This is a genomic window from Cupriavidus sp. C2SS-8b (assembly GCF_057073745.1).
Map to the genome: position 1 here is coordinate 720,361 of NZ_CP172717.1, position 26,384 is coordinate 746,744.

23 protein-coding genes and 1 pseudogene are annotated in these 26,384 nt (G+C 67.5%); 11 read left to right on the top strand and 13 right to left on the bottom strand.

Annotated features, from left to right (window positions below; translation table 11 throughout):
- Nucleotides 1–3: 3 nt before the first annotated feature.
- Together aceE and ACIGJB_RS20230 are read right to left on the bottom strand one after the other, a co-directional pair.
- Nucleotides 4–2,679, bottom strand: a complete 2,676-nt coding sequence (gene aceE / locus ACIGJB_RS20225; protein ID WP_483734075.1) for a pyruvate dehydrogenase (acetyl-transferring), homodimeric type — start codon at nt 2,677–2,679, stop codon at nt 4–6.
- Between the two features lie 191 nt (nt 2,680–2,870).
- Nucleotides 2,871–3,149: a hypothetical protein gene (locus ACIGJB_RS20230; protein WP_483734076.1), complete on the bottom strand. Its 279-nt coding sequence runs from the start codon at nt 3,147–3,149 to the stop codon at nt 2,871–2,873.
- 207 nt (nt 3,150–3,356) lie between these two features.
- On the opposite strand from ACIGJB_RS20230, the gene ACIGJB_RS20235 reads away from it, so the two are divergent.
- Nucleotides 3,357–4,022, top strand: a complete 666-nt coding sequence (locus ACIGJB_RS20235) for a TetR/AcrR family transcriptional regulator (protein ID WP_483734077.1) — start codon at nt 3,357–3,359, stop codon at nt 4,020–4,022.
- 4 nt (nt 4,023–4,026) lie between these two features.
- Here the strand turns inward: ACIGJB_RS20235 and ACIGJB_RS20240 are convergent, their stop codons facing one another.
- A complete protein-coding gene (locus ACIGJB_RS20240; protein ID WP_483734078.1) occupies nt 4,027–4,326 on the bottom strand; it encodes a putative quinol monooxygenase in 300 nt (99 codons plus the stop codon).
- Between the two features lie 234 nt (nt 4,327–4,560).
- On the opposite strand from ACIGJB_RS20240, the gene ACIGJB_RS20245 reads away from it, so the two are divergent.
- The 4 genes from ACIGJB_RS20245 (at nt 4,561) to ACIGJB_RS20260 (ending at nt 8,716) form a co-directional block, all read left to right on the top strand.
- Entirely contained in the window at nt 4,561–5,202 is a 642-nt protein-coding gene (locus ACIGJB_RS20245; RefSeq protein ID WP_483734079.1) for a hydrolase, read from the top strand.
- A 199-nt stretch (nt 5,203–5,401) separates the two neighbouring features.
- The gene (locus ACIGJB_RS20250; protein WP_483734080.1) at nt 5,402–6,199 is read left to right on the top strand and encodes a citryl-CoA lyase; all 798 of its coding nucleotides are present in this window, start codon (nt 5,402–5,404) and stop codon (nt 6,197–6,199) included.
- Nucleotides 6,196–7,824, top strand: coding sequence for a class I adenylate-forming enzyme family protein (locus ACIGJB_RS20255; RefSeq protein ID WP_483734081.1), 1,629 nt, complete (start codon nt 6,196–6,198; stop codon nt 7,822–7,824). Before ACIGJB_RS20250 ends, ACIGJB_RS20255 begins: the two co-directional genes overlap by 4 nt.
- Before the next feature lie 58 nt (nt 7,825–7,882).
- The gene (locus tag ACIGJB_RS20260) at nt 7,883–8,716 is read left to right on the top strand and encodes a dioxygenase family protein (protein ID WP_483734082.1); all 834 of its coding nucleotides are present in this window, start codon (nt 7,883–7,885) and stop codon (nt 8,714–8,716) included.
- Here ACIGJB_RS20260 and ACIGJB_RS20265 read toward each other — a convergent pair.
- Nucleotides 8,713–9,567 (bottom strand): IclR family transcriptional regulator domain-containing protein, encoded by an 855-nt coding sequence (locus ACIGJB_RS20265; RefSeq protein ID WP_483734083.1) that lies wholly within the window; start codon nt 9,565–9,567, stop codon nt 8,713–8,715. The two genes, ACIGJB_RS20260 and ACIGJB_RS20265, sit on opposite strands and share 4 nt — an antisense overlap.
- Nucleotides 9,568–9,638: 71 nt before the next feature.
- On the opposite strand from ACIGJB_RS20265, the gene ACIGJB_RS20270 reads away from it, so the two are divergent.
- The 5 genes and pseudogenes from ACIGJB_RS20270 (at nt 9,639) to ACIGJB_RS20290 (ending at nt 15,032) form a co-directional block, all read left to right on the top strand.
- Entirely contained in the window at nt 9,639–10,874 is a 1,236-nt protein-coding gene (locus ACIGJB_RS20270; RefSeq protein WP_483734084.1) for a CaiB/BaiF CoA transferase family protein, read from the top strand.
- Nucleotides 10,875–10,901: 27 nt separating this feature from the next.
- On the top strand, nt 10,902–11,846 hold the full coding sequence (locus tag ACIGJB_RS20275; RefSeq protein ID WP_483734085.1) for a hydroxymethylglutaryl-CoA lyase: 945 nt from the start codon (nt 10,902–10,904) through the stop codon (nt 11,844–11,846).
- 24 nt (nt 11,847–11,870) lie between these two features.
- Nucleotides 11,871–13,304, top strand: coding sequence for a 3-isopropylmalate dehydratase large subunit (gene leuC / locus ACIGJB_RS20280; protein ID WP_483734086.1), 1,434 nt, complete (start codon nt 11,871–11,873; stop codon nt 13,302–13,304).
- Entirely contained in the window at nt 13,301–13,939 is a 639-nt protein-coding gene (leuD, locus tag ACIGJB_RS20285) for a 3-isopropylmalate dehydratase small subunit (RefSeq protein WP_483734087.1), read from the top strand. The genes leuC and leuD overlap by 4 nt, the downstream gene beginning before the upstream one ends.
- Before the next feature lie 70 nt (nt 13,940–14,009).
- Nucleotides 14,010–15,032 (top strand): annotated as a pseudogene (locus ACIGJB_RS20290) (Bug family tripartite tricarboxylate transporter substrate binding protein).
- A 48-nt stretch (nt 15,033–15,080) separates the two neighbouring features.
- Here the strand turns inward: ACIGJB_RS20290 and ACIGJB_RS20295 are convergent.
- From ACIGJB_RS20295 to ACIGJB_RS20335, 9 genes are all read right to left on the bottom strand, one after another.
- On the bottom strand, nt 15,081–15,956 hold the full coding sequence (locus tag ACIGJB_RS20295) for an efflux RND transporter periplasmic adaptor subunit (RefSeq protein WP_483734088.1): 876 nt from the start codon (nt 15,954–15,956) through the stop codon (nt 15,081–15,083).
- Nucleotides 15,957–15,982: 26 nt separating this feature from the next.
- Nucleotides 15,983–16,183, bottom strand: a complete 201-nt coding sequence (locus ACIGJB_RS20300; RefSeq protein WP_483734089.1) for a DUF1656 domain-containing protein — start codon at nt 16,181–16,183, stop codon at nt 15,983–15,985.
- A gap of 14 nt (nt 16,184–16,197) precedes the next feature.
- Nucleotides 16,198–17,655, bottom strand: a complete 1,458-nt coding sequence (locus ACIGJB_RS20305) for an efflux transporter outer membrane subunit (protein ID WP_483734090.1) — start codon at nt 17,653–17,655, stop codon at nt 16,198–16,200.
- 9 nt (nt 17,656–17,664) lie between these two features.
- Nucleotides 17,665–19,851: an FUSC family protein gene (locus tag ACIGJB_RS20310; protein WP_483734091.1), complete on the bottom strand. Its 2,187-nt coding sequence runs from the start codon at nt 19,849–19,851 to the stop codon at nt 17,665–17,667.
- Between the two features lie 8 nt (nt 19,852–19,859).
- A complete protein-coding gene (locus tag ACIGJB_RS20315; protein WP_483734092.1) occupies nt 19,860–20,246 on the bottom strand; it encodes a DoxX family protein in 387 nt (128 codons plus the stop codon).
- 167 nt (nt 20,247–20,413) lie between these two features.
- Nucleotides 20,414–21,172, bottom strand: a complete 759-nt coding sequence (locus ACIGJB_RS20320; protein WP_483734736.1) for a GntR family transcriptional regulator — start codon at nt 21,170–21,172, stop codon at nt 20,414–20,416.
- 185 nt (nt 21,173–21,357) lie between these two features.
- Nucleotides 21,358–23,136 carry an FAD-dependent oxidoreductase gene (locus ACIGJB_RS20325; protein WP_483734093.1) on the bottom strand — a complete coding sequence of 593 codons (1,779 nt, stop codon included), beginning with the start codon at nt 23,134–23,136 and terminating at the stop codon, nt 21,358–21,360.
- 32 nt (nt 23,137–23,168) lie between these two features.
- A complete protein-coding gene (locus ACIGJB_RS20330; protein WP_483734094.1) occupies nt 23,169–24,023 on the bottom strand; it encodes a fumarylacetoacetate hydrolase family protein in 855 nt (284 codons plus the stop codon).
- Nucleotides 24,024–24,112: 89 nt separating this feature from the next.
- Nucleotides 24,113–25,075, bottom strand: a complete 963-nt coding sequence (locus tag ACIGJB_RS20335; RefSeq protein WP_483734095.1) for a VOC family protein — start codon at nt 25,073–25,075, stop codon at nt 24,113–24,115.
- A 382-nt stretch (nt 25,076–25,457) separates the two neighbouring features.
- On the opposite strand from ACIGJB_RS20335, the gene ACIGJB_RS20340 reads away from it, so the two are divergent.
- Nucleotides 25,458–26,261: an SDR family NAD(P)-dependent oxidoreductase gene (locus ACIGJB_RS20340; protein ID WP_483734096.1), complete on the top strand. Its 804-nt coding sequence runs from the start codon at nt 25,458–25,460 to the stop codon at nt 26,259–26,261.
- Nucleotides 26,262–26,384 lie beyond the last annotated feature (123 nt).

Here is a 26,384-nt window from a genome sequence, read left to right on the forward strand (position 1 = left end):
CGCTCAGGCAAGCAACGGATTGGGCTTCTCCGGATCGATCCCGTACTTGCCGATGGCCTCGCGCAGCACGCCGCGTTCCAGCGTGCCTTCGTCCACCAGCGCCTTCAGGGCCGCCAGCGTGATCCAGCGGCGGTCCACCTCGAAGAAATCGCGCAGCTGCTCGCGCGTGTCCGAGCGCCCATAGCCGTCGGTGCCCAGCACGGTATAGGCGCGCGGCACGAACGGGCGGATTTGCTCCGCCAGCATGCGCACGTAATCGGTCGCGGCAATCACCGGGCCGTGCGTTTCGGCCAGGCAACGCTCCACGTGCGACTGCCGCGGCGTTTCGTCCGGATGCAGCAGGTTCCAGCGCACCGCCGCATTGCCGTCGCGCGCCAGTTCGGTGAGGCTCGGGCAGCCCCACAGGTCAGCCTGCACGCCCCAGTCCTGCTCCAGCATGGCGGCCGCGGCGATGACCTCGCGGAAGATCGTGCCCGCGCCCAGCAACTGCACGCGCGGGCCGGTGCCGTCGGGGGCGCGGCGGAACGCGTACATGCCTTTCAGGATGTCTGGCGCGGCACCCTCTGGCATCGCCGGATGTTCGTAGTTCTCGTTCATCACGGTGATGTAGTAGTAGACGTCCTCCTGCACCTGCAGCATGCGGCGCAGGCCGTCCTGGATGATCACCGCGAGTTCGAAGGCGAAGGTCGGGTCATAGCTGACGCAGTTGGGAATCGTGCCGCCCCATACCAGGCTGTGACCGTCCTCATGCTGCAGGCCTTCGCCGTTCAGCGTGGTGCGTCCCGCGGTGCCGCCGAGCAGGAAGCCGCGCGCACGCTGGTCGCCGGCGGCCCACGCCAGGTCGCCAAAGCGCTGGAAGCCGAAGATCGAGTAGAAGATGAAGAACGGGATCATCGGCTCGCCGTGCGTGCTGTACGACGTGGCGGCGGCGATCCAGTCGGCCATCGCGCCCGCTTCGTTGATGCCCTCCTGCAGGATCTGCCCGTCCTTCGACTCCTTGTAGAAGCTCAGCTGCGACGCGTCTTGCGGCGTGTAGGTCTGCCCCTGCTGCGACCAGATGCCGATCTGGCGGAACAGGCCCTCCATGCCGAACGTGCGCGACTCGTCCGAGACGATCGGCACGATGCGCCGGCCCAGTGCCTTGTCGCGCAACAGCACGTTGAGGATGCGCACGAAGCTCATCGCGGTGGAGAACTCGCGGCCCTCGCCGCTGGCCTTGAGCTGGCTGTCGAACGCCGACAGCGCCGGCACCGGCAGTTCCGGTCCCGTGCGGCGGCGTGCTGGCAGGTAACCGCCCAGCGCCTCGCGGCGCTGGTGCAGGTAGGCATGCTCGGGCGAGCCCTCGTCGAACTTCAGGTAGCTCAGGTCGGCCAGCTGCTCGTCGCTGAGCGGCAGGCGGAAGCGGTCGCGGAAGTGCGCCAGGGTCTCGACGCGCATGTGCTTTTGCTGGTGCGTGATGTTCTGCGCCTCGCCGGCCTCGCCCATGCCGTAGCCCTTGATCGTCTTGGCCAGGATCACCGTGGGCTGGCCCGTGTGGTTCGCCGCGGCCTGGTAGGCCGCGTAGACCTTGTGCGGATCATGGCCGCCGCGATTGAGCAGCCAGATGTCCTCGTCGGACCAGTCCGCCACCAGGGCCTTGAGTTCGGGCGTGTTGAAGAAATGCTCGCGCACGTAGGCGCCGTCCTTCGACTTGAAGGTCTGGTAGTCGCCGTCGACGCATTCCATCATGCGCTGGGCGAGAATGCCTTGCTTGTCGCGTGCCAGCAGCGGGTCCCACTTGCTGCCCCAGACCACCTTGATCACGTTCCAGCCGGCGCCGCGGAACTCCGATTCCAGTTCCTGGATGATCTTGCCGTTGCCGCGCACCGGCCCGTCCAGGCGCTGCAGGTTGCAGTTGATGACGAAGACCAGGTTGTCGAGCTGTTCGCGTCCGGCCATGCCCAGCGCGCCGCGCGACTCGGGCTCGTCCATCTCGCCGTCGCCGCAGAACACCCACACCTTGCGCGTGTCGTGCTGGCCAAAGCCACGGTCCTGCAGGTACTTCATGAAGCGGGCCTGGTAGATGCCCATGATCGGGCCGAGGCCCATCGACACGGTCGGGAACTGCCAGAAATCCGGCATCAGCCACGGGTGCGGGTACGAGGAAATGCCTTGTCCGCCCACTTCCTGGCGGAAATGGTCCATCTGCGACTCGCTCAGCCGTCCCTCCAGGAACGCGCGCGCATAGAAGCCGGGCGCGGAATGTCCCTGGAAGAACACGAGATCGCCGCCATGCTCGGCCGAGGGCGCGTGCCAGAAGTGGTTGAAGCCGACTTCATACAGCGTCGCCGCCGAGGCGAAGCTGGCGATATGGCCGCCCACATTGGTATCGCGTCCCGCGCGCAGCACAACGGCAATGGCATTCCAGCGGATATACGAGCGGATGCGGTGCTCGAGCTGGTGGTCGCCCGGACTGCGCGCCTGGGTCTGCAGCGGAATCGTATTCAGGTAAGCGGTATTGGCGCTGAACGGCAAGTAGATGCCGGCGCCATGCGCGCGCCGGATCAGTTGTTCGATCAGGAAATGCGCGCGTTCGGGGCCTTCCTGGGCGATCACGCCTTCGAGCGCATCCAGCCACTCGCGGGTTTCCTGTGCATCGGTGTCGTTATCGGAGGACGGGATGGGCATCGCTGACGCCATGGTGGTCTCCTGTCAGCCCGGCATGGGCGTAAGGTGCGGGCTGGGCCGCGCTAATGAGTGGGGAGAGAGCAACCTGGGAAGACTAGCACCGCGGCCCGGCCCGGGTAAGGTGCGCCGCGGCGAACAGGGTGTTCGGCATCCGGGAACGCGAGCGTGCGCACAGGCGTTCTGCCGCGGCCGGGATGACGCCGTCAGGCGCCATTGGTGAACGTGTCGACCGGCCTGGCGGCACCGTCGGTATAGGGATCGGCGCTGCGCACGGCACCATCGGTATACGGATCGACCTTGCGCAGGGCCAGTGTGCGGAACTGTTCGTCGGTGAGTCGCGGTGAAGCGGTACGTGCCGCGAGTTGCCGGGCGGCCACCTCGGCGTGCGCGCCATCGGTGAACGGGTCAGGCTTTCGTGTGGTGGCGTGCGCGGTGGCCGTGGCAATCAGCAGGGCGGCAGTGGTCAGGAAAATGGTCTTCATGGTCTTGGATCCTTTGGCTAGGGAAGCAGTGCGGTTGGCGGGCCGCGCAGGACGCAGCGCCGGCCACGACCCCACTATAGCACAAACCGTACGGTACAGTACTGTTGTTATCGAGCCGCAGATCCGCCCTGGGAACTGGAATGCCAGCATGCGCGCAGATCGCTTTTGGTAGACTGCGCCGTCACTCCATCCGTCCGTACCGATTCCGTGAAAACTACGCCGCCCACGCCGAGACCGTCCGCCGCCGCAGACCAGCCCGCTGCGCGCATCACGCGCCGTGGAGAGGTCAAGCGTGCCGCCATCCTCGAGACAGCCTCGGAACTGTTCCTGGCGCATGGCTATGACGGCGTCAGCGTGGACGAGATCGTGAAGGCCTGCGGGGGCTCGAAGACCAACGTCTACAGCTATTTCGGCGGCAAGGACGGATTGTTCGTGGCAGTGGTCGAAGCGCTGTGCGACCGCTTCCTCGAGAAGGTCGAGCAGATCGAACCGGCGCGCAGCGATACGGCGCAGGGCCTGCGCGCGCTCGCGCACAGCTTCCTCGACTCATTGCTGCAGGACAGCCACCAGGCGTTCCTGCGGCTGATCATTGCCGAAGCGCGCCGTTTCCCGGAAATCGGCCAGGTCTGGTACGCGCGCGGCCCGGTGGCCACCTGCCAGTACGTGGCGGGCTACCTCGCCGCGCAACAGGCCGCGGGAACGAAGCTGAACGCCACGCCCGAAGTCGCCGCGCAGCACTTCCACAGCATGGTCATTGCCGGTGTCCTGCACCGCACGCTGGCCACCGGCCAGCGCCCGGACGCTTCGCAGATCGAAGCCCTCGTCAACTCCGCTATCGACCTGATCGTGGCAAAGCCTGGCGCAGCGGCCTGAGCCGCTAGGCCAGCCGCTGCATCCGATAGAACAATTCGACGCGCTCCACCGCATCGCCGCCTTCTTCCTGGAAGCGGCGGATGTGCTCGGTCTGGGTATGGTGGGCCTCCTGGGCCTGCGGGCTCGCCCAGTGCTCGACGAAGACGAAGCGGCGCGGGTCGTCCTGTTGTTCAAACAGCTCATAGCGCAGGTTGCCCGCGTCGCGGCGCGAAGGCTCCACGACGGCGGCGAGTTTCTCGCGCAGTTCCGCTTCCCTGCCGGCTTTCGCATAGAGCACTACAAGCACAAAGAAACTCTCGTCCATGCTGGTTCCCCGGTTTCAGAACGGTCGTGTAGGGGCAGGCTAGACAAGGAATGTGCCGGTGGCAAGTTTGTCGCGCGCCGTTCGGCAGCATCGAACGGCGGGTTCTGCGAACGGCTATCACGCATCCGTGCAGTCCTCACATATGCTGCAAAGGCTCGCTGCAGTCGGTGACTGACCAGCGGCGCCATCGCTCACCGCATAGCGGGCATTTGCCAATTTTCTCCGGAGACCACCATGGCCAGCGAACCCATCCGCGATCCTCTCAAGGACCATTTGCTCACGCCGCAGAATTCCGCTTTCGTCATCATCGACTACCAGCCGGTACAGGTGAACTCGATTGCCTCGATGGACCGGCAACTGCTGATCAACAACATCGTCGGCACGGCCAAGGCGGCCGTCGCCTACAAGCTGCCGATCGTGCATTCGACGGTCAACGTCAAGACCGGCCTGAACAAGCCGCCCATCGGCCAACTGGCCAAGGTGCTGAAGGAATATCCGACCTACGACCGTACCAGCATCAACTCGTGGGAAGACGTCGAGTTCCGCGCGGCGGTGGAAGCGACCGGCCGCAAGAAGCTCATCATGACCGCGCTGTGGACTGAGGCATGCCTGACGTTCCCGGCCCTCGACGCACTGGCCGAAGGCTATGAAGTCTATGTCGTGGCCGATGCGGTCGGCGGCACCTCGGTGGCCGCGCACGAGGCTGCGCTGCGGCGCGTAGAGCAGGCCGGCGCCAAGATGATCAGCGTGGCCCAGCTGTTCTGCGAACTGCAGCGCGACTGGTCGCGCAAGGAGACCGTGCCCGCCTTCATGAACCTGTTCATCGAGACCGGCGGCACCGCCGGCATCCAGTTCTCGTACGACCGCACGGAGTAAGTGCTCCACGGGCCCGCTCATGCGAGCGAGCCCGCACTCCGTGGTCATTCCCCATTTCGCCTGCCAGTCAGGCGTTTTTTTTGGCACCGATTAATACCGTACGGTACGGAAATATTTTCCTTGCGTAGCCCGAGGAGTCCGCCTAGTATTTGCGTATAGCGATTAATTATGCGCGTAGCGCAAAAACGGAGACAAAAGTATGTCCGCTTCTCCCAGCGAAAAACCGCAGCCGGCGACCGCAATCGCCTTTGTGGACGCCCATGGCGTGTCGGTACACGGCCGCAATCTCAGCCGCGAACTGATCGGCCGCATGGATTTCACCGAATACTTCCTCTTCCTGCTGACGAGCCGCGTGCCCGACAGCGGCCTGGTGGCGGCCACCAATGCGTGCCTGGTCGCGATTGCCGAGCACGGCCTGGTGCCGTCGGTGCAGGCTGCACGCATGACGCTGGCCGCGGCACCAGACGCCCTGCAAGGCGCGGTGGCAGCAGGCTTGCTCGGCTGCGGCTCGGTCATCCTGGGCGCTTCGGAGACGGCTGGCCGGATGCTCCAGGACGTGCTGGCCGGACAGGGCGAAGGCACGCTCGCGGCGAGTGCCGATGCCGTGGTGGCGGCGGTGCGCCTCGAGCGCAAGCCCTTGCCGGGCTTTGGCCACCCGACGCACAAGGAAGGCGATCCGCGCGCGCATCGCCTGCTCGAGGTGGCGCGCGGACTTGGCCTGGCGGGCGCGCACGTGGCGGCGCTGGAAGCCGTGGCCGACGCGGTGCCGCGACATTTTTCCCGTGCCTTGCCGCTCAATGTTTCCGGCGCGATTCCCGCTGTCCTCCTGGATGCGGGCTATCCGCCCGGCGCGCTCAAGGGCGTGCCGCTGCTGGCCCGGGTGGCCAGCCTGATCGCGCACCTCCAGGAGGAATCGCGGCAGCCGATCGGCTTCGCGCTGGCCGATGCCGCCGAGCACGCCATCGCCTACACCGGGCCGGAGGCCTGCACGGCATGAACCCGCTCGCGAACGCCGTCGAGGCTCAGGCAGTGCCGCCCCTGGAAGTGCTGCGGCAATACCGCGCACATGACTTCACGCTGACCGATTTCCTGGCCGCGCGCGTCGCGCAGCATCCGGACAAGCCGGCCCTGCTGTTCGAGGGCGAGACCTGGAGCTACGGCGAACTGGCTGCCCGCATCGCGCGCACCGCGGCATGGCTTGCGCACGACATGCAGGTCGGTGCCGGCGACCGGGTCGGCGTGCTGTCGGCCAACCATCCGTCCACGGTCGTGCTGATGTTCGCGCTGGCGCGGCTTGGCGCCACGCTGGTCCCCGCCAATCCCGACTACCGGCTGGACGAGGCGCTGTACGTCTTCGAGCATGCGCAGATCTGCGGGCTGGTGTGTTCCCCGGCCACGCTGGACACGGCCAAGGCCGTGGTGTCACAGCTTGGCGGCCGCACCTGGCTGCGTGCCAACGAAGCCGGCGCGCACCCGCAGGCGCTGATCGGCGAATCCGAAGCCGATACCGGTTCCGACGCCAGTGCCGGGGCCACGGCGATGATCATCTATACCTCGGGCACGACCGGCTTTCCCAAGGGCGCCATGCATGGCCAGCGCGGCTATGTACTGACTGCCGAAGCCTTCGTCGGCCGCATGCACCTGCAGCCGAACGAGCGCGTGATGTGCGTGATGCCGCTGTTCCACATCAACGCGGTGATGTACTCGGTCGGCGGCGCGCTGGCGTGCGGCGGCTGCCTGGTGCTGGTGCGCAGGTTTTCGGCATCGTCGTTCTGGCGCTTCGCGGCGGAAAGCGGCGCGACCGAGGTCAACCTCGTCGCTGCGGCCGGCAGCATCCTGGCGCGGCGGCCACGCGATGAGTTCGTGCCTGGCCACCGTATCACCAAGATGTTCATCGCGCCGCAGACGCGCGAGATGGTGGGCGTGATGCGCAACGAGTTCCACGTCGCGCGGCTGATCGAGTGCTATGGCATGACGGAGATTCCCGGCGTGATCGCCAACCCGTTCAATGGTCCGCACAAGCTGGGCACGATGGGCCTGATCTCGCGCCATCCCGACCCCGGCATCGCTGCGCCGCAGGCGCGCATTGTCGACGAAGATGGCAAGGACGTTGCGTCCGGCGACGCGGGCGAACTGCTGATCCGCACGCCCACGCTGATGCAGGGCTACTACCGCGACAGCGCCCAGACCGAGAGCGCCTTCCGCGAAGGCTGGTTTGCCACCGGCGATCTGGTCCGCCAGGACGCCGACGGCTACTACGTCTTTGTCGCACGCAAGAAGGACGTGATCCGCCGCAAGGGCGAAAACGTCTCCGGCGCCGAGCTCGACCGCGTGTTCGGCGAGCACCCGGCGGTCGAGGAAGCCGCGGCGATCGGCGTGCCCGCCGAACTTGGCGAGGAAGAAATCCTGCTGGCCGTGCAGTGGCGCCCCGGCAAGGCAGTCAGTGCGGCCGAACTGGTGGACTGGGTGCGCGACCGCCTGGCCGCGCACAAGCTGCCTCGCTACGTGGTGCAGGTGGAGCAGATTCCCCACACCCCCACGCACAAGCCGGCCAAGCACCGCCTCAAGGCGGATGCCGGCCTGCTCGCACGCGCAACAGACCTTGCCGGCGGTGCCGGCTGAGCGAAAACCGCATAACAACTGCCCGCATGCGGCAGGCCTGACAAGACTGGAGACCAAGATGGACCAAGCCAACAACCCCACACTGACCCGCGCACTCGAAGCGATGTGCGCCGATGCCGACGGCGCCGATCCGGCCCTGCAGGCGAAGTTCGCGATTGCGCTGCGCCATTTCCACGCGATGCTCGACGAGCTGCGGCTGACCGACGAGCAGCTTTACCGCATCGCCGGCTGGCTCGGGCACGTGGCCCGCGATGACGAGCTGATCATGCTCTGCGACATGATGGGACTGACGATGCGTTCGCTCGACCTTGCGCGCACCGGCAGCGACGCGACCGCGCAGAACGTGACCGGGCCCTTCCCGAAGGATGGCGTTGCCGAAGGCCCGAATCCTTGCCAGCTTGCCACCGAAGACGAACCCGGCCAGCGGATGGAGCTGCGGGGCCAGGTGAGGGACGCGGTGAGCGGCCGCGTACTGCCCGGCGCCCAGCTTATCGTCTGGCAGCCCAACCAGTACGGCCGCTATGAGAACGAAGACGACTCGCAGTCCGAGGACAACCTGCGCGGCAAGCTGCGCTGCGACGCGCAAGGCGGGTTCAAGGTATTCACGGTGCGCCCGGGCGGCTACATCATCGGCCGCGAAGATACCGCGGTGGGCATGCTGATGGCGCAGCTGGGCCGCAACCGCCAGCGCGCGCCGCACATCCACTACCGCGTGGCGCACCCCGGGTACCAGACCCTGACCTCGCAGATCTACTTCGCTGGCGATCCCGCCAATCCGGTCGACTGCATCTTCTCGACCATTGCGGAACATATCGTGGAAGTCATCGCGCATCCGGAGCGCGATGGCCATCAGCTGGTGACGCTGGATATTGCGCTGGAGCCCGCCGTCTAGCCGGCAGCGGTGATCGAATGCGCCAGCGCCGGCGCGCGCACCAGTGCGGATTCGATCATGGCAGCGGCCTGGCGCAGTGCCGGCAGCCGCTCGGACAGCAGGTCCTGCGAGCTGGCGCGCCCGGATTCGGTGGAGCAATTGATCGCTGCGATCACGCGGCGGGATGCGTCCCGCACCGGCACCGCAACCGACAGCACGCCGATCTCCAGCTGGCTTTCCTGCAGCGCATAGCCTTGTTCGCGCACCTGCTCCAGTGCGGTGCGCAACGGCTCGGCTTCGCTCAGCGTCATCGGGGTGTACTTCTGGAAGGGCGCCCGGGCCAGCACTGCATCCTGCTGCGCCTGCGGCGCGTGGGCCAGCAGGGCGAGGCCGAGCGAGGTGCAGTGCACGGGCAGGCGGTAGCCGACGGAGGCCCGGAACACGATGCGGCGGCTGCTCGGCACGTGCGCGAGGTAGACCACGCTGTCGCCATCGAGGATCGCCAGCGAGACCGAGTCGCGGAAGCGGTCGGCCACCTCCTGCAGGAACGGCTGGACGACGTCGCGCAGGTTCATGGAGCTGAGATAGGCCGCGCCCAGCGACAGCACCTTGGGCAGCAGCAGGAAGCGCCGGCCGTTGGCGCCGACGTAGCCGAGCGATTGCAGCGTCAGCAGCGCGCGGCGGGCCGTGGCTGGGCTCATGCCGGTGGCCTGGGCGACTTCGCTGAGCGTCATTTCAGGCGAGCCTTCGGTGAACGCCTGGATCACGGCCAGGCCGCGCGCCAGGGCCGCCACGTAGTCACGATGGCCCTCGTCGAGCCGGGACGGCGGCTCTTCACTGGTGCGGGGGCGGGGCTGGTCGGTCGATGTCATGGCGGCATTTTATCCGCACTTGGACGAATGCCCCGTTTTGATGAACGAGACAAAATGTGTGAGGTAGCAGAATGACCCAGGCTGAAACAATGTCCGGCAGCACGCCCGGCACCGCGCGGCCATTGCCGCTCGAAGGGGTTCGCGTGATCGAGCTCGGATCACTGATCGCCGGCCCGTATGCGGCTGGTCTGCTGGCGCAGTTCGGCGCCGAAGTGCTGAAGATCGAACCGCCGCAGGACGGCGACCCGCTGCGCAAATGGCGCAAGCTGCATGACGGCACCTCGCTGTGGTGGTACAGCCAGAGCCGCAACAAGAAGTCCGTCACGCTGGACCTGCGTTCGCCGGCGGGGCAAGACATTGTGCGCAAGCTGGTCGCCGAGGCCGATATCGTGGTCGAGAACTTCCGTCCCGGCACGCTCGAGAAATGGGGCCTGGGCTGGGAAGACCTGCGCGCCGTCAATCCTGCGCTGGTCATGGTGCGGGTGTCGGGCTACGGGCAGACCGGGCCCTACAAGGACCGCCCGGGCTTTGCCGCGATTGCGGAGTCGATGGGCGGGCTGCGCTATGTGTCCGGCTATCCGGACCGCCCGCCGGTACGTTCGGGCGTAAGCATCGGCGACACGCTGGCTTCGCTCTATGGCGTGATCGGCGCCCTGCTGGCCATGCACCACCTGCGCGCCAATGGCGGGGAAGGGCAGTTCATCGACGTGGCGCTGTACGAATCGGTGTTCGCGGTGATGGAAAGCCTGGTGCCCGAGTACGCCATGTTCGGCCATGTGCGCGAGCGCTCCGGCGCAAGCCTGCCGGGCATCTCGCCGTCCAACACCTATCCGTGCCAGGACGGCCATTATGTGATCATCGCCGGCAACGGCGACGCCATTTTCCGCCGCTTCATGACGGCGATCGGACGCGTGGATCTGGGACAGGATCCGCGCCTGGCCCACAACGACGGGCGCGTCGCGCACAACGCCATGCTCGACGACGCCATCACCGCGTGGACCCGCGAACGCAGCCTGGACGAAGTGCTCGACGTGCTCGAAGCCGCCGCCGTTCCCTGCGGACGCATCTATACCGCGGAGGACATCTGCGCCGATCCGCACTACCAGGCGCGCGACATGATCGAGAGCCACACCTTGCCTGACGGCGAAGCCGTCTCGCTGCCGGGCATCGTGCCGCGCCTGAGCGAAACGCCGGGCCAGACCCGCTGGGTTGGCCCCGGACTGGGCGCCCATACCGAGGAAGTCCTGGCCTCGATCGGCATCGCCGGCAAGGACTTCCAGGCGCTGCGCGAATCAGGCGTGGTCTGACACGCGGCCATTCAAGAGGAGATCACCATGTGGTTTGCAGAGGCCCCGCAACGGGTGTTCATCAACGAGGTATCGGTACGGGACGGCTTCCAGATCGAGCCGCAGTTCGTGCCGACCGAGCAGAAGATCGCGCTGATCGATGCATTGTCGGCGACGGGTCTGGCCAAGATCGAGATCACATCGTTTGTCTCGCCCAAGGCCATCCCGAACCTGCGCGATGCCGAGGCGGTCGCGAAGCAGATCCGCCGCCACGACGACGTGACGTACGTCGCGCTGGTGCCCAACGCGCGCGGCGGCGAGCGCGCGTTGGAGTGCGGACTGGACGAAATCAACCTGGTGATGTCCGCCAGCGAAACCCACAACCGCGCCAATATGCGCATGACCTGCGAGCAGTCGCTGGCGCAGTTCCGCGGCGTGATGGACCTGGTGCGCGGCACCGGCATGGCCGTGAGCGGTTGCGTCGCCACGTCGTTCGGCTGCCCGTTCGAAGGCGATATTGCGCCGGCGCGCGTGCGCTGGGCCGCCGAGCAGTACCTGGCCATGGGCATGCACGCGATCACGCTGGCCGATACCACCGGCATGGCCGATCCGCGCCAGGTCGGCGAGCTGGTGTCGGCGTTCCGCGAGTGGTTCCCCGGCGTGCCGCTGACCCTGCATTTCCACAACACGCGCGGCATGGGGCTGGCCAATGTGCTGGCCGGGCTGGCCGCCGGCGCGACCAGCTTCGATGCCTCGCTGGGCGGGCTGGGCGGCTGCCCGTTCGCGCCGGGCGCGACCGGCAACATCTGCACCGAAGACCTGGTGCACATGCTCGAGTCGTCCGGCATCCCGACCGGTGTCGACCTGGACCGGCTGCTGGGCGTCGCACGAGTATTGCCGGAGGTGGTGGGCCACGATGTCGCCGGACAGGTGCTCAAGGCCGGCAAGCGAACCCAGCTCTTTCCGGCGCCGGCTGTTGGCGCCGGCCAATGACGATTTCAAGAGGAGACAAGCAGCATGGTGCAAGCCAATCAACCGGCCAGCCTGCTCGACAAGCTGTGGGCCAGCCACGTGATCCACGAGCAGGCCGATGGGCCGTCGCTGATCTATATCGACCGGCACCTCGTCAATGAGGTGACCAGTCCGCAGGCGTTCGAAGGACTGCGGCTGCATGGCCGCAAGGTGTGGCGCGCGGCATCGGTGCTGGCCACCGCGGACCATAACGTGCCGACCACCGATCGGGCGGCGGGCATTGCCGACCCGGTCAGCCGCATCCAGGTCGATGCGCTCGACCGCAACTGCGCGGAGGCTGGCATCGTCAATTTCGGCATGAACGATCCGCGCCAGGGCATCCTGCACGTGGTCGGCCCCGAGCGCGGCGCGACGCTGCCCGGCATGACCATCGCCTGCGGCGACTCGCACACGTCCACTCACGGCGCGTTCGCGGCCTTTGCCTTCGGCATCGGCACGTCGGAGGTCGAGCAGGTGCTTGGCGCGCAGTGCCTGTGGATGAAGAAGCCGCGCTCGATGCTGGTGCGGGTGGATGGCGAGTTGCCGGCCGGCGTCGCGGCCAAGGACATCGCGCTGGCGCTGATCGGCCGCATCGGCACGGCCGGCGCGACCGGACACGTGATCGAGTTTGCCGGCAGCACCATCCGCGGCCTGAGCATGGAAGCGCGCATGACGGTGTGCAATATGGCCATCGAGGCGGGCGCGCGTACCGGCATGGTAGCTGTGGACGACACCACGTTGGCCTACCTCGCCCATCGCCCGCAGGCGCCGCAAGGCGAGGAATGGGATCGCGCCAGCGCCTACTGGCGCATGCTTCGCAGCGACCCGGATGCCGCCTTCGACGCGGTGGTGGAGATCGACGCCGCGTCGATCCAGCCGAACGTGACCTGGGGCACTTCCCCCGAGATGGTGGTGGCGATCGGCGGGCGCGTGCCCGACCCGCAACAGGAGGTCGATCCCGTCAGGCGCCGCGGCATGGAGCAGGCGCTGGCCTATATGGGGCTGCAGCCGGGCACGCCAGTGGCCGACATTGCGCTCGACAAGGTCTTCATCGGCTCATGCACCAACGCACGGCTGGAAGACCTGCGCGCCGCTGCCGCCGTGCTGCGCGGCCGCCATGTCGCGGCCAATATCCGCCAGGCGCTGGCCGTGCCCGGCTCCGGGCTGGTGAAGTCGCAGGCGGAAGCGGAAGGCCTGGACAAGGTCTTCATCGACGCCGGCTTCGAGTGGCGCGAGCCGGGCTGCTCGATGTGCCTGGGCATGAACGACGACCGTCTCGCCCCGGGCGAGCGCTGCGCATCCACCTCCAACCGGAATTTCGAAGGCCGGCAGGGGCCGGGCGGCCGCACGCACCTGGTCAGCCCGCAGATGGCTGCGGCCGCAGCCGTGGCCGGGCATTTCGTCGACGTGCGCAGCCTGCAGCAGGAGAAATCAGCATGAAGCCCTTTACCGTCCTCGACGGGCTGGTGGCACCGCTTGACCGCGCCAACGTGGACACGGACGCCATCCTGCCCAAGCAGTTCCTCAAATCCATCCAGCGCAGCGGCTTCGGCCCGTACCTGTTCGACGAGTGGCGCTATCTCGATCATGGCGAACCGGGGCAGGACTGCTCGCTGCGCCCGCGCAACCCGGACTTCGCGCTGAACCAGCCGCGCTACCAGGGCGCTTCGGTGCTGCTGGCGCGCGAGAACTTCGGCTGCGGATCGTCGCGCGAACACGCGCCCTGGGCGCTGGAGGACTTCGGGCTGCGCGCGCTGATTGCGCCGAGCTTTGCCGACATCTTCCATAACAACTGCATGAAGAACGGCCTGCTGCCGATCGTGCTCGACGCCGGCGCAGTCGACCGGCTGTTCGCCGAGGTCGCCGCTTCACCGGGATACCGGCTGCACATCGACCTGGCCGCGCAGCTCGTGACGACCCCGGCAGGCGAGGTCATTCCCTTCACGCTCGACCCGTTCAGGAAGTACTGCCTGCTGAACGGGCTGGACGACATCGCGCTCGCCTTGCAGCACCAGGACGCGATCCGGGGCTACGAACAGGAGCGGGCCCGGCGCGAGCCGTGGCTGTTCGCCTGAGCGGACTCGCCATCCCGCCTTCGCAATATCCACTCGCAACATCCACATCGACAACAACACAGGAGACACCATGCATTGCAACCCATTGCCGGCGCGACAGGGCCAGGCCACGCATCGCCCGCCCCGCTGGAAGCGCTTTGCCCTGCTCAGCCTTTGCTTGCTGGCGGGTGCCGGCGCCGCGCAGGCCCAGAGCTATCCCAACCAGCCGATCCGCCTGGTGGTGCCCTACGCGCCTGGCGGCACCACCGACATCATCGCCAGGCAACTGGCGCACCGCATGACGGAGAAGCTCGGCCAGCAGGTCATCGTCGAGAACCGCAGCGGTGCCAACACCGCCATCGGCGCCGATCTGGTGGCGCGCGCACGGGCCGACGGCTACACGCTGCTGCTGACCAACGACGCGACCTTCGTGCTGAACCCGCTGGTGCTGCCGGGCCTGACGTACAACGTTTCGCGCGACTTCGCGCCGGTTGCGGCGATCGGCTACGTGCCGCTGGTGCTTGCCGTGCAGGGCAGCCTGCCGGTCAACAACATGAAGGAACTGGCCGCCTACGCGAAGAGCCGGCCGCACGCGCTCGGCTATGGCTCGTTCGGCAACGGCAGCCAGCCGCACCTGATGGGCGAACTGTTCAACAAGCTTGCCGGGGCGGACCTGACCCATGTGCCGTACAAGGGCTCGGCGCCGGCTGTCAGCGATGTCGTCGGCGGCCAGGTGCTGTTCACGTTCCCGGCGCTGCCGACGATCCAGAGTTTCCTGGAAGCCGGCTAGCTCAAGGTGCTGGCCGTCAGCGGGGACAAGCGTACGCAGGCGCTGCCGGAGGTGCCGACCTTTGCCGAGGCCGGGTTCCGCGACATGAACATCTCCGCGGTCTACGGCGTGCTGGCGCCGGCCAAGGTGCCCAAGCCGGTGGTGGCGAAGCTGAACGCGACCATTGTCGAGATCCTTGATGACCGCGACTTCGTCGAGAAGAAATTCGCGGCACAGGGCATGGTGCCGATGCGCTTCGCGCCCGAGCAGTTCTCGCGCTATATCCAGGACCAGACCGTGCAGACGCGGCGGGTCGTGGACCTGGCGGGACTGAAGGTCGAGTAAGCGCGCAGTCCGGCCCGGCGGACGGCGCACGCCGCCGCAGGGGCCGCGCTACGGCTTGTCCTGCAACACCGTGACGGTGCAGGTCGTGCCCATGGCCAGGGGCAATCCGGCCGGCTCTTCGTCCAGGTGGATCCGCACCGGCACCCGCTGGGCCAGCCGGATCCACGTGAACACCGGGTTCACATCGGCGAGCAGCCCTGCGCCGGTGGGGTTGTCGCGGTCGGCAATGCCGCGCGCCAGGCTTTCCACGTGTCCTTTCAGCGGGTCGCCGCCGGACATCAGGCGGACTTCCACCTTTGCGCCGACCTTCACATTGGCGAGCTTGGTTTCCTCGAAGTAGCCATAGACCCAGTAAGAATGCTTGTCGATCACCGCCATCCGTGCGGTGCCGGCGCTGACGTAGTCGCCGGCGAACAGGTTCAGGTTGGTCACATACCCATCCACCGGTGAACGCACTTCGCTGCGCTGCAGGTTGAGCCGGGCTGTGTCCAGCGCCGCCAGGCTGGCGTGGTAGTTGGCCTGGGCCTGCTTTTCCTGTGAGCCGACGTCTTCGCGGCTCTCGACGGAGACCACCGAACTGTCCAGGCCACGCCGCCGCACAGCCTGCAGGTGCCGCATGTCGAGCTCTGCCTTGCGCGCCTGCGCCTGGGCCTCGGCCTGTGCCAGGGCCTGGCGGAAGCGCTCCTGGTCGATGGTGAAAAGCAGGTCGCCGCGATGCACCTCCTGGTTGTCGCGCACGGCGACACGCGCCACCAGCCCCGAGACGTCCGCGGCAATGTTGATGACCTCGGCCCGCACACGTCCGTCGCGCGTCCATGGCGAATACATGTAGTGGACCCACAGGCTGTAGCCCAGGGCAATGGCGGCGGCGGCGACCAGGCAGGTGGCCAGGATGCGGAGCAGGGATTGCAGATTGAATGTCATGGCGTGGTTCGGTGCATCGGTCCCGCTCAGTCCCAGAGCAGGAGGCCGATGCCGCTGAAAAGGCAGACAAAGAGCGCGGCGCGGAACAGCGCCGGATGCCAGACCCGGCGATACACGCCGATGCGCGTCAGGAGCCGGTCGAGCAGCCAGTACAGCGCCCCGCAGGCCAGGAACACCGGCAGCAGCGATGGCATCAGCACGTAGAACAGGGCGATTTCTCTGGGCATGGCACCAGCTCGGCTCAGGGTTGCGCCTGCGCGGCGTCGAAGCCGCCGCCCAGCGCCAGCATCAGCCGCGCCCATGCGTCCAGCCGCGCGGCCTGCACCAGCGCCAGCGCCAGCTGCTGCCGCCGCAGTTCGTTCTCGGTAGCGAGCACGTTCAGGTAGTCGGTGAAGCCGCCGCGGTAGCCTTTCTCCGCCAGGTCATAGGCGCGCTGCGCGGACTTCAGCGAGGCCTCGATGCCTTGCTGCTGGCGGCCCAGCGACTGCAGCGAGATGACCTGGTCGGCCACGCCCTGGAACGCCGCAAGCACGGTCTTGTTGTAGGTCTCCACGGCCACGTCGTAGTTGGCGGTGGCCACGGTGTAGTTGCCGCGGCGCCGGCCGCCGTCGAACAGCGGCAGCGAAAACGCCGCGCCCACGTTGTGGCCGATCGCGTCGCGGCTGACAAAGGTGAAGAAATTGCCGAACGCGGCCGAGGCCAGCCCGACGCTCGCCACCAGGTTGATGTTCGGGTAGAAGTCCGCCTTGGCGGCCTTGATGCCCTGCGCCGCGGCCTGCACGCGCCAGCGCTGCGCCACCACGTCGGGCCGGTGCCCCACGAGTTCGGCCGGCAATGACGCCGGGACGGCAACCGGGGTGTCCAGCAGCAGGCGGGGCCGCTCCAGCGAATCGCCGGCGCCGGGGCCCTGGCCGCTGAGGATGGCGATCTGGTTCCTGGCCAGCGCGATCTGCCGTTCCGCCTGCAGGACCAGGGCTTCCAGCGAGGCAATCGGGGTCTGCGCCTGGCTCAGCTCCAGTTCGCTGGCCAGGCCGCGGCTGGCACGCTTGCGGATGATGTCGTAGATGTTGCGCTGCCGCGCCAGGTTGGCCTGGCTGACATCGAGCAAGGCATATTGCAGCGCCAGGTCCACGTAGGCCCGCACCACCGAGGTTTCCAGGCCGATCTGCACGGCGCGGGCCTCGGCGGCGGCCGCCTGCACGCCGTCCAGCGCGCCTTGCAGCACGGCGCGGTTGCGGCCCCAGAGATCGAGGTCGTAGGACAGGTCGACGCTGATGTGGTTGTTCCAGGTGTTGTGGCCGCCAAGCGGCTGCGGCGTGGCCAGCCGCGGAAAGCGGGTCCGGCCGAAGGCGCCGCCCGCGCTGAGGTTCGGCTCGGTCGCGGCACCCGCCACCCCGGCCAGGCCCTCGGCCAGTTCGCTGCGCGCCAGGGCGATGCGCATGTCCGGATTGCCGGCGACCGATTGCGTGACCAGCGCGTTCAGCCTGGCGTCTCCCATGTGCTCCCACCAGGCCTGGCGGGGCCAGCCGGCGTCCTGCTGGGTGGCGCGCAGCGCCGCGCCGGGGTCTAGCGCGGCGGCATCGAGGGGCGTGGATGCGGGGGCGATGCCGCCCGTGTCGGCGCAGCCGGCAAGTACCAGGGCGGCTGCGCAGCAGGCGATGAACCGGGTTCGGGGGACAGTGGATGCAGCGGATACCATGGGAAAGATTCAGGCAGCCTGTCCTTCGGGTTGCGCTGCAGCTTCCAGCGGCGGAAACGCGTCGTCGAGCAGGGACAGGCGGATGACATGCAGCTGGGCGCGCACCCGGGCCGGGCCTGCGGTGAGTGCGCCGGAGGCATCGCTGCCCCAGTCGGCGGACTCCGCGGTCTCGCGGATTACCTGCTCGACCGTCGCCATCGCCCGTTGCAGCGTATCGGGCGACGGCGCCTGGAACAGCGCCGCCACGGCCGCCAGCAGCAGATCCTGCTGCGCCTGCCACGGGCCTGGCATGACATGGCGCGCCACGGCTTCCCGGATGTAGATCACGGCCAGCCCGATCTCCAGCGCGGCGAACGACCAGTTCAGCATCGCCGCCCGGCTGGCACGGCCGGTGGGCGGCCGCGTGCCGGCGTACTGGATAAAGTCGCGCAGATTGCTCTCGAAGGTCAGGCGCAGCCCAGCCTGCGAGCCGTAGCAGACCCGCGAGGCCACCAGCGCAAGCAGCTGCCGCAGGTAGCGGTCGGCCAGCCAGTGGCTGCCGGCGGGCACGATGGTGGCGAACGCCACGGACGCCAGTCCGATGCCGAGCAGCGTGGCGAGGCCGGCGTCCATGTAGGCCACCGGGTTGTAGACCGTGGGGTTGGCCAGGTTGGTGAGAAAGCAGAAGTAGATGCCGAAGCCCAGTCCGATGATGGCGGTGGGCGGGAATGTGCCCAGGAAGCTGCCGGCCAGGATAAACGGCGCCAGGCAGGCGGACAGCAGCACGAAGCCGTCAAGCCGGGGCAGCAGGTAGAAGTTGAACACCATGCCGGCGAGCCAGGCCGCCAGGCAGCCGATCAGCATGTGCCGGGCTACGGTGGTGGGGCTGGGCATGATCGAATAGAGCGCAATGGCGATGGTCGTGGAGATCAGCGCGGAACCGCCGTTGCTCCAGCCCGAGGCGACCCAGATCCACGAGCAGGCCAGGATGGCGACGGCCGCGCGCAGCCCCGACGCCATGGCAAAGGCCCGGTTGGCCGAGCTCAGGAGCCTGTCCGGGCGATCGGCGGTGGCGGGCGGCGCGTCCGCGGGTCGCGGGCTGCGCAGCGCCACATAGTGGCCGGTGAAGTCAAGCAGGTCGGCCACGCCGTCGTCGAGCACCAGCGCGCCCGCGGCGAAGCGGTCGCGCGTAGCGGCTGCGGCATCCGCCAGGCTGGCGCGTGCCGACAGGATGTGCCCGGGCAGGTCGTCGTGCAGGGCCTGCAGGCGGGCGTGCAGGGTGCGCGCCTGCTCCATGCCGAGCGCGGCACCCGGCTCAAGCGCCGGCAGCACGTCGAGCACGCGCCCGGACAGCGCTTGCAGCGCTTCTCCGGCCCGATGGTCCGCTACCCGCGCGACGCGCGCCTGCAGCTGGTGGAGGCTGTGGAAGCGCGCGACCGCATCCAGGAAGTCATGGTTCAGCCGGATCATCAGCGCATTGTTCGCACGCATTTCCGGGCTTTCGAAGACGGTGGCGCTGCGCAGGTTTTCCAGCTGGGCGCGCTCGCCCATCAGGCGCAGGTGGGCCAGCTGCAGAGCGTCGCGGTCCTGCTCGCCGCGCAGCGCCTGGCGGATGAAGCCGATGAAGCCCGCGACATGCCGCTGCCCCGCGCCGAGCAGCATGGCCGTGACGCGCTGCGGAAACACCAGGCCGCTCGCCAGCCCTGCGCACAGGATGCCGATGGACACCTCGCTGAGGCTGACCACGACATTGTCAAAGATGCCGTAGGGATTGTTGATCGACGGCACTGCGGCAATGCAGGTGGCGTAGCCGGACAGGACAAAGCCGTACGACTGGTAGTTGCGGTAGTAGGCCGCGCCCCCGACGCACAGCCCGATCCATATGGACAGGCAGCCGAAGAACAGCACGCGCTCCTGCGGGAAAGCGTGGAACAGGGCGAGCGCGGCCAGGCTGCCCGCCAGCATGCCCACCGCGCGGTAGAAGCCGCGTGCCAGCACCATGCCGCTGTGCTGGTGCATCATCAGGATCACCACGGAGACCATGGCGGTGCGCGGCGACGACAGTTCCAGCCGCATGCTCAGCCACGTGGCCATGAGCACGGCCAGCGCGGTCTTGCCGGCATGCAGCCAGCGGGCGCTGTCGGCCTGCCAGTACGAACGGGCCGTCGCGGCCAGTGTAGCCGGCCATGTGCCGGACTGTAGCGCCCTGGCATTCATGGAAGTCCTCAGGGATGCAGCACGATGTTGCCGGGACCCGCGCCCATCAGGATGGCGAAGCCGCCGATGATGCTGACATGTTCCAGGAAGCCCGTGAACATCAACGTGCGCTGGGGCCCTTGCTGGTTCCAGAAATCATAGAAGATCACGGCCGTGGCGAGCGTGAACAGCGCCAGCAGCAGCGACGCCGCCGTGGTCTGGTAGCCGGCCATGATGGCCAGCCCGCAGACCAGCTGGACGATGATGGTGGCGGACAGCGCCAGGCGCGGGAAGGGCAGGTTGCGCGCCTTGACCTCGTCCAGTCCGTGGCCGAAGAACAGCAGCTTGTTGGCGCCGCTGAGCACGAACATGAATGCGATGAACAGACGGCCGGCAAGGAGATAGTAGTCGGACATGGGGGCTTCCCGAAATGGACGCGCCTTTCCGGCAGGGTGCGGGCCGGGGGCTCGTGCAGGATAGGCGAGCGTGCGCCCCGGGTGTGATAGGCAGCGGCAGAACACGCTGTTCTGCGCGAAAGAACGCGGCGCGCGCAGGCCGCCATCCGCGTCAGGCCAAGGCAGAGTCAGGCGGTGGCTTCGGCCGCGGCCTTGCGCTTGCGTGCCGGCGCGGCGCCTGCCTTCTCCTTCTGTTGCGCAAGGTACCGCAGCACCAGGTCGGTGGTCTGCTGGAAATGGTCGGACAACAGCTTGCAGGCCCGGTCGGCGTTTCGCGCCACCACGGCCCTGACGATGGCCTCGTGCTCGGCTGCCACGTCGCGGGTCCGCTCGGCCTTGGGCACGGCAAGGGACAGGAAACGGTAGCGCGCCGTCTGGTCGCGCAGCACGGCCGAAAAGCGGCGCAGCCACGGGGAATGGCAGCCGCCGATCAACGCATCGTGAAAAGCCACATGCGCGGCTTCCCACTCAGGGTTCATCGCACCGCCCTCGCCGCGCAGCACCATCGGAATGCGCGTCAGGCGATGGTGCGCCGCCACCACTTCGCTTTCCCAGGCGATGTCCGCCAGCCTGATTGACTCGCGCAGTGCCTGGCTTTCGAGCTGCTGCCGCACGCGGGTGATATCGAGCAGTTCCTCGGGCGACAGCTCGGCCACGCGGAAGCCCTTCTGGTCGATGGCCAGCACGAAGCCGGTGGTGCAGAGCCGGGACAGGGCCTCGCGTAGCGGGATCACGCCAGCCTGGTAGTGTTCGGCCAGCTCCTTCAGGCGCAGCTTGCTGCCCGCCGGCAGGCGCCCGCTGATGATGTCCTCGCGGACCGCCTGCTCCAGGACGGACGCCCAGGTGCGGCCGCCAAGGTCCGGCAGCACGGTGGCGTCGGCGTCCATGGCGGCGGTCCTGGCGGCGGTCTTCGCAGCGGTCTTCGCAGCGGTCCTGGTGGCGGTCTTGGCGGCGGTCTTCGCAGATCTCGTCGGCACGTGCGGGCTCGTAGAAAGATAGATGGTTGGCATCATTATATATTTTCACGAGGCCCGGGCGCCGGCTCGCGGCGCCCGGCACGGCGCCCGCGTGGCTATGCCGCCTGGCGGCGGTCGGCGCCGCCGGCATGGTGGCCCAGGATGCGCAGCATCGCTTCCGACAGTTCATGGCCGGCCTGTGCGTCGCAATCCTGCCGCCGCCAGCAGACGAAGCGGTCTGGGCGCACCAGGACCGCGCCGGCGTCCGTGGTGTCGCGCAGGGTTTGCCAGGCGCCGTAGACATCGTGGGCATCGCAGTTCGGGCCGCCGATGCTGACCACGTCGATCTCGATGCCCAGTTCCTTGGCGACGCCTTCCGCGATGCCGCGCCAGTCCTGCCCGCCGACGCCGGTCAGCAGCGTGAAGCGTCCGTGGCCGACCAGGTCCAGCGTGGAAACGCGCTCCTTGTGATGCTCCAGCCATGCATGGGGCACCACGCTGCCTGGCGCCGAGCTCGGGTGGTAATACAGCTCCGGGTCGCGCGTGAAGGGTTCGTGCGGGCGTCCGTCCGGTACCACCGCCGCCGACCGGTATGCCTGTCCGAGTTCCACGCCGTGGCAGTTGAACTGGTAGTTCTGCAGCTCGACGGCGTCCCGCAGGTCGTCCCGGCGCTTGCGGCCGTGTTCGGTGTCGCTGAACAGTTCATCGATGTTCGCCCACCCTTGCGCTTCGCTCTGGCCGGGTTCGAACCCCAGCGCCCTGGAGATCGGCAGCATATTGCGCACAGATTGCATGGCGCGGTTCACCACTTGCCGGGCCACCGGCTGGCGTTCGGCGGAGTAGCTGTCGAGCAGGGCGTCGTCCGCGCTGCCGCGGATGACATGCGCGAGCTTCCAGGCCAGGTTGAAGGCGTCCTGGATCGACGTATTGGTGCCGAGACCGTTGGCCGGAGGGTGCCGGTGGGCGGCATCGCCGGCAATGAACACGCGCCCCTTGCGCATGGTCTTCGCCGCAACGTGGTTGATCTGCCACTTGCTGACCGCCTTGACCTTGATCGGCAGCGAGTCGTCGCCGATGGTGGCGCGCGCGCGCCGGATCACGGCCTCTTCGCTCAGGTCGGGTTCGCCTTCGGCCGGGTTGTACATGAACAGCAGCACCCATTCGTTCCAGGGCCGCACGCAGATATACGTGCCGCTGCCGACCCAGTAGTCATTGCCGGGCTGCGTCATCCAGTACAGGGTGCCGGGACGTTGTTCGCAGTACCGGGCCAGATCGACCTCCAGCCAGCAGTTGACCGCTGCGCCCAGCCCCATTTCGCCTTCCATCTCGAAGCCGCACTGGGGCACCACGGTGCTGGCGCCGCCATCCGCGCCAATGGCGTAGCGCGCCTTGACCTGGGTGGTTTCGCCGGTGATGCGGTCCTTCAGGATGGCGGTGACGTGGTCTGCATCCTGGGAGATCTGCGTCAGTTCGGTGTTGAAGAGGAACTCGGCCCCGCGTGCTTGCGCACAGGCGAGGAGCTCGGGCTCCATCAGGTGCTGGGGCGCATTGCACATCTGCGACGGGCTGGCCAGCGCATAGTCGGCCTGGCGCTGTTCCGAGCCGCCCCAGGCGTGCAGGCGGGCAATCTCGGTGCCGGCAAAGCTGGTGGCCCAGATGCAATGGCTCATCAACTCGTGTGGCGTGGCCAGCTGCCGTACGCGATCCTCGATGCCCAGGTCGCGGAACACCTCCATGGTGCGCTGGTTGGTAATGTGGGCACGCGGGGAATTCGCGGTGCCCGGGTACTTGGTGATGGTCAGCGTGCGAACGCCATAGGTGGCAAGCAGGGCCGTAGCGGTCAGGCCTGCGGGACCGGCGCCCACCACGAGTACCGGTACTTCAATCGTCTTCACGGCGGTCTCCTCCGTCATCATGCCAGTCAGCCTCAGCGGCCCTGTTCGTCGGCAATCGGATTGGACAGCGTGCCGATCCGCTCGATGCTGACTTCGCACACGTCGCCATGGCGCATCAGCAGCCTGGGGTCGCGCGCCCAGCCGATGCCGGACGGCGTGCCGGCCACGATGACGTCGCCGGGTTCGAGCGTGATGGCTTCGCTGATGATCGTGATCAGCGACGCCACGTCGTACAGCATGTCGGACGTGCTGGCGGACTGGACCACCTTGCCATTGAGCCGCGTTTCCAGCTTCAGCCCGGCGGCGCCCGGCGGCAGTTCGTCGGCCGTCACGACATAGGGGCCGAAGCCGCCGGTCGCGTCGAAGTTCTTGCCCACCGTCCATTGCGGGGATTTGAACTGGTACTCGCGCACCGAGCCGTCGTTGAAGACGGAATAGCCGAACACATGGCCGAGGGCGTCTTCGCGGGCAATATGCTTGCCGCCCTTGCCGATGACCACGGCGAGCTCGCCCTCGTAGTCGAGCGTGTCGCTGGCCAGCGGGCGCACGATGGCGCCGTCATGTCCGACCATGCTGGTCGCCACGCGCAGGAACAGCGTCGGATAGTCCGGCTGCTCGTAGGGGGACTCCTTGGTATGGTCGGCATAGTTGAGGCCGACACAAAGAATCTTGCGCGGGTTCATCACCGGCGGCAGCCACGCCAGCGTGGCCGTGGCCGGCACCGGCGATGCCTGCGCCATCAGACTGTGCCATTGCTGCGGACCAAGACCGGCGTCGATGAGGGCGCCGACATCCTTGCCGGCAGCCGGCGGCAGGGCAAAGACGCCTTCATCGGACACCAGGCCCACTCGTTGCTGGCCATCCAGCAGAAACGTTGCCAATTTCATTTTCCAGCTCCAGTCGGAATTGATGCCGCCATGCGCGGCGGGGATTGTTGCAAGGTTGGACGCGCGGCCCGCGCCATGCGCGGCGCGGCTCAGGCTTCGGTATTGCGGACGAAGTACTCGGGGACGTCGGGCCCCCACTGGTACAGGGAGTCCTCGGCGGCAAAATTCCCCGCCGGCCAGGCCTGCCCGGACGGGATGTAGTCGATATCCGCGGAGTACTCGCAGAACGAACCCCACGGGTCGAGCACGTAGAAGAAGTAGTTCGAGCCGAGCACGTGGCGCCCGGTGCCCCAGCCCTGCGCGTAGCCCGCTTTCGCCATCTGGCTAGCGCCCTGGCCGACGTGGTTGACGCTGTCGACGTCCCATGCGGCGTGATGCCAGCCCTTGGCCGAGCTCTTCACCAGCGCCAGCAGGTGATGGTCGCTGCCATGGGGCGCATGCGTGAAGGCGATGATGTCGTCGGAGCGGTCCGACAGGCGCAGACCCAGCGCGTCGTGGTAGAAGTCCAGCGCGCGCTGGACATCCTGCGTGAACAACAGCACATGCGAAAGGCGGCGCGGCTGCACGCGCTGCACCTGGCTGCGCACCACCGCGCCGCGCTGGCCGCCGGGGGCGCTTTCCAGCGGCACGGGCGGCTTGCTGTCGGGTGAAGTCTTCGGGCCGATCTTGACCTGGACCAGGTTGCCGTCGGGGTCCAGGAACCAGATCCCGGACTTGTCGCCGAAGCGCGTGTCCTCGACCAGGGCCGTGTCGCTCGCGGCCAGCTGCCGCGCGATGCCCGCGAAATCGTCTTCGAAGCAGTTGAAGCTCAGGTAGGCCAGGCGCTTGCGCTCGCCCGGATAGAAGCGGGCCCAGCGACGCTGGTCGGCGGCGTAGACCTCCAGGCAGTCCGGCGTGCGCAGCACCGTCAGCCCGAACGCGTCGAGGAAGTGCTCGGCCACGGCCAGGTCCGGCACCTCGAGCGCGTAGTGGTCGATCGAATGCACGGCATGGCGCGGTTCTGCCGCTGGTACTTGCGAGCGTTGTGCAGCATCGGCGCGATGAGTGTCCACGTTTGTCGTCTCCTGCGTTTTCTGCGTCTTGTATGTCCGGCCGGCTCGGTGCCGGCAGGTCTTTCCGGCGAGGCGGGGCTGCCCTGGGTCTCTGCTCTTAAAAGCTATACTAATCAGAAAAATATATAAAAACAAGACTTGAATATTGATCGGCTGGCGAGCGGATTCCGCGGCACGGTGGAAGTGATGTGTACGCGGGCATTGCGGGGCCGGCGCCCTGCCCGGCCCCATGGACAACCCGACTTATGCCGTGGGCAAGCTGATCACTTACGGGCCCGGTAAGGGTTTTCCATAAGATATGCAAAAACTATTTAAATATATATTTCAGTGAAATGTAATTTTTCGTAGACGCCGGCGCCTGCCGGCAGATGGAGCGCAAGTCATGGAACTGAATCTGAAAGGCCGGGTGGCCGTGATCACCGGTGCGAGCAAGGGCGTTGGCAAGGGCGTGGCACGGGCGCTGGCGGCGGAAGGGGTGAACATTGCCCTGATCGCGCGCGGGCGCGAAGCGCTGGTGCAGGCGGCGGAGGAAATCGCGGGCGAGTTGCATGTGCAGGCGCTGCCGGTGGAAGCGGACGTGACGGACACCGCGTCGATGCGCGCGGCTGCCGCGCAGGTGCGCGAGCACTTCGGCCGGGCCAACATCCTCGTCAACAACGCTGGCGCGGCCATCCGCCGCCAGGACCGCGAGATCACCTGGGACGACGGCGACTGGATCAACCAGGTGGAGATCAAGTCGGTCGGCGCGCTGCGCATGATCCGGGAATTCCTGCCGCTGGTGCCGCGCGACGGCACCGGACGCATCATCAATATCGCGGGCGCCTCGGGCGCCATGGCGTGGATGCCCGCGCTGACCTACGGCCTGAACAATGCCGCGCTGATGCACGTCAGCGGCTACCTCGCCGCGGACCTGGCGGAGGAGGACATTACCGTCAATGCCATCGTGCCCGGGCTGGTGGGCACCGAATGGCGCGAAGCCTGGGCGGACGGTGTCGCCGCGCAGGCGGGCAAGAGCAAGGCGCAATGGCTGCGCGATTTCTGCCGCGACAAGGGCATCCTGTCCGGCCGCTGGGGCACGGTCGAGGAAATCGGCGCCCTCGCGGCGTTCGTCGCCTCGGACCTTGGGCGCTACATCAACGGAGCCAAACTTGCGATCGACGGCGGCCTGACCGTCAATGCCCGCTGACTCGTCCGGGACACGACACGCGATGGTGCGGTCCGGGCCGGGCCGCTGCATGCGGCCGGCTGGCTAGCCTTGGGCCGGGCGCCGACCGCGAAGATGGGCAAGGCCGACCCGTACACGGATGGT

Bases quoted from the DNA above. Each gene is read 5' to 3' on its own strand.
- aceE (WP_483734075.1), bottom strand. From the start codon at position 2,679: ATGGCGTCAGCGATGCCCATCCCGTCCTCCGATAACGACACCGATGCA.
- ACIGJB_RS20230 (WP_483734076.1), bottom strand. From the start codon at position 3,149: ATGAAGACCATTTTCCTGACCACTGCCGCCCTGCTGATTGCCACGGCC.
- ACIGJB_RS20240 (WP_483734078.1), bottom strand. From the start codon at position 4,326: ATGGACGAGAGTTTCTTTGTGCTTGTAGTGCTCTATGCGAAAGCCGGC.
- ACIGJB_RS20245 (WP_483734079.1), top strand. From the start codon at position 4,561: ATGGCCAGCGAACCCATCCGCGATCCTCTCAAGGACCATTTGCTCACG.
- ACIGJB_RS20250 (WP_483734080.1), top strand. From the start codon at position 5,402: ATGTCCGCTTCTCCCAGCGAAAAACCGCAGCCGGCGACCGCAATCGCC.
- ACIGJB_RS20255 (WP_483734081.1), top strand. From the start codon at position 6,196: ATGAACCCGCTCGCGAACGCCGTCGAGGCTCAGGCAGTGCCGCCCCTG.
- ACIGJB_RS20260 (WP_483734082.1), top strand. From the start codon at position 7,883: ATGGACCAAGCCAACAACCCCACACTGACCCGCGCACTCGAAGCGATG.
- ACIGJB_RS20265 (WP_483734083.1), bottom strand. From the start codon at position 9,567: ATGACATCGACCGACCAGCCCCGCCCCCGCACCAGTGAAGAGCCGCCG.
- ACIGJB_RS20270 (WP_483734084.1), top strand. From the start codon at position 9,639: ATGACCCAGGCTGAAACAATGTCCGGCAGCACGCCCGGCACCGCGCGG.
- ACIGJB_RS20275 (WP_483734085.1), top strand. From the start codon at position 10,902: ATGTGGTTTGCAGAGGCCCCGCAACGGGTGTTCATCAACGAGGTATCG.
- leuC (WP_483734086.1), top strand. From the start codon at position 11,871: ATGGTGCAAGCCAATCAACCGGCCAGCCTGCTCGACAAGCTGTGGGCC.
- leuD (WP_483734087.1), top strand. From the start codon at position 13,301: ATGAAGCCCTTTACCGTCCTCGACGGGCTGGTGGCACCGCTTGACCGC.
- ACIGJB_RS20295 (WP_483734088.1), bottom strand. From the start codon at position 15,956: ATGACATTCAATCTGCAATCCCTGCTCCGCATCCTGGCCACCTGCCTG.
- ACIGJB_RS20300 (WP_483734089.1), bottom strand. From the start codon at position 16,183: ATGCCCAGAGAAATCGCCCTGTTCTACGTGCTGATGCCATCGCTGCTG.
- ACIGJB_RS20305 (WP_483734090.1), bottom strand. From the start codon at position 17,655: ATGGTATCCGCTGCATCCACTGTCCCCCGAACCCGGTTCATCGCCTGC.
- ACIGJB_RS20310 (WP_483734091.1), bottom strand. From the start codon at position 19,851: ATGAATGCCAGGGCGCTACAGTCCGGCACATGGCCGGCTACACTGGCC.
- ACIGJB_RS20315 (WP_483734092.1), bottom strand. From the start codon at position 20,246: ATGTCCGACTACTATCTCCTTGCCGGCCGTCTGTTCATCGCATTCATG.
- ACIGJB_RS20320 (WP_483734736.1), bottom strand. From the start codon at position 21,172: ATGGACGCCGACGCCACCGTGCTGCCGGACCTTGGCGGCCGCACCTGG.
- ACIGJB_RS20330 (WP_483734094.1), bottom strand. From the start codon at position 24,023: ATGAAATTGGCAACGTTTCTGCTGGATGGCCAGCAACGAGTGGGCCTG.
- ACIGJB_RS20340 (WP_483734096.1), top strand. From the start codon at position 25,458: ATGGAACTGAATCTGAAAGGCCGGGTGGCCGTGATCACCGGTGCGAGC.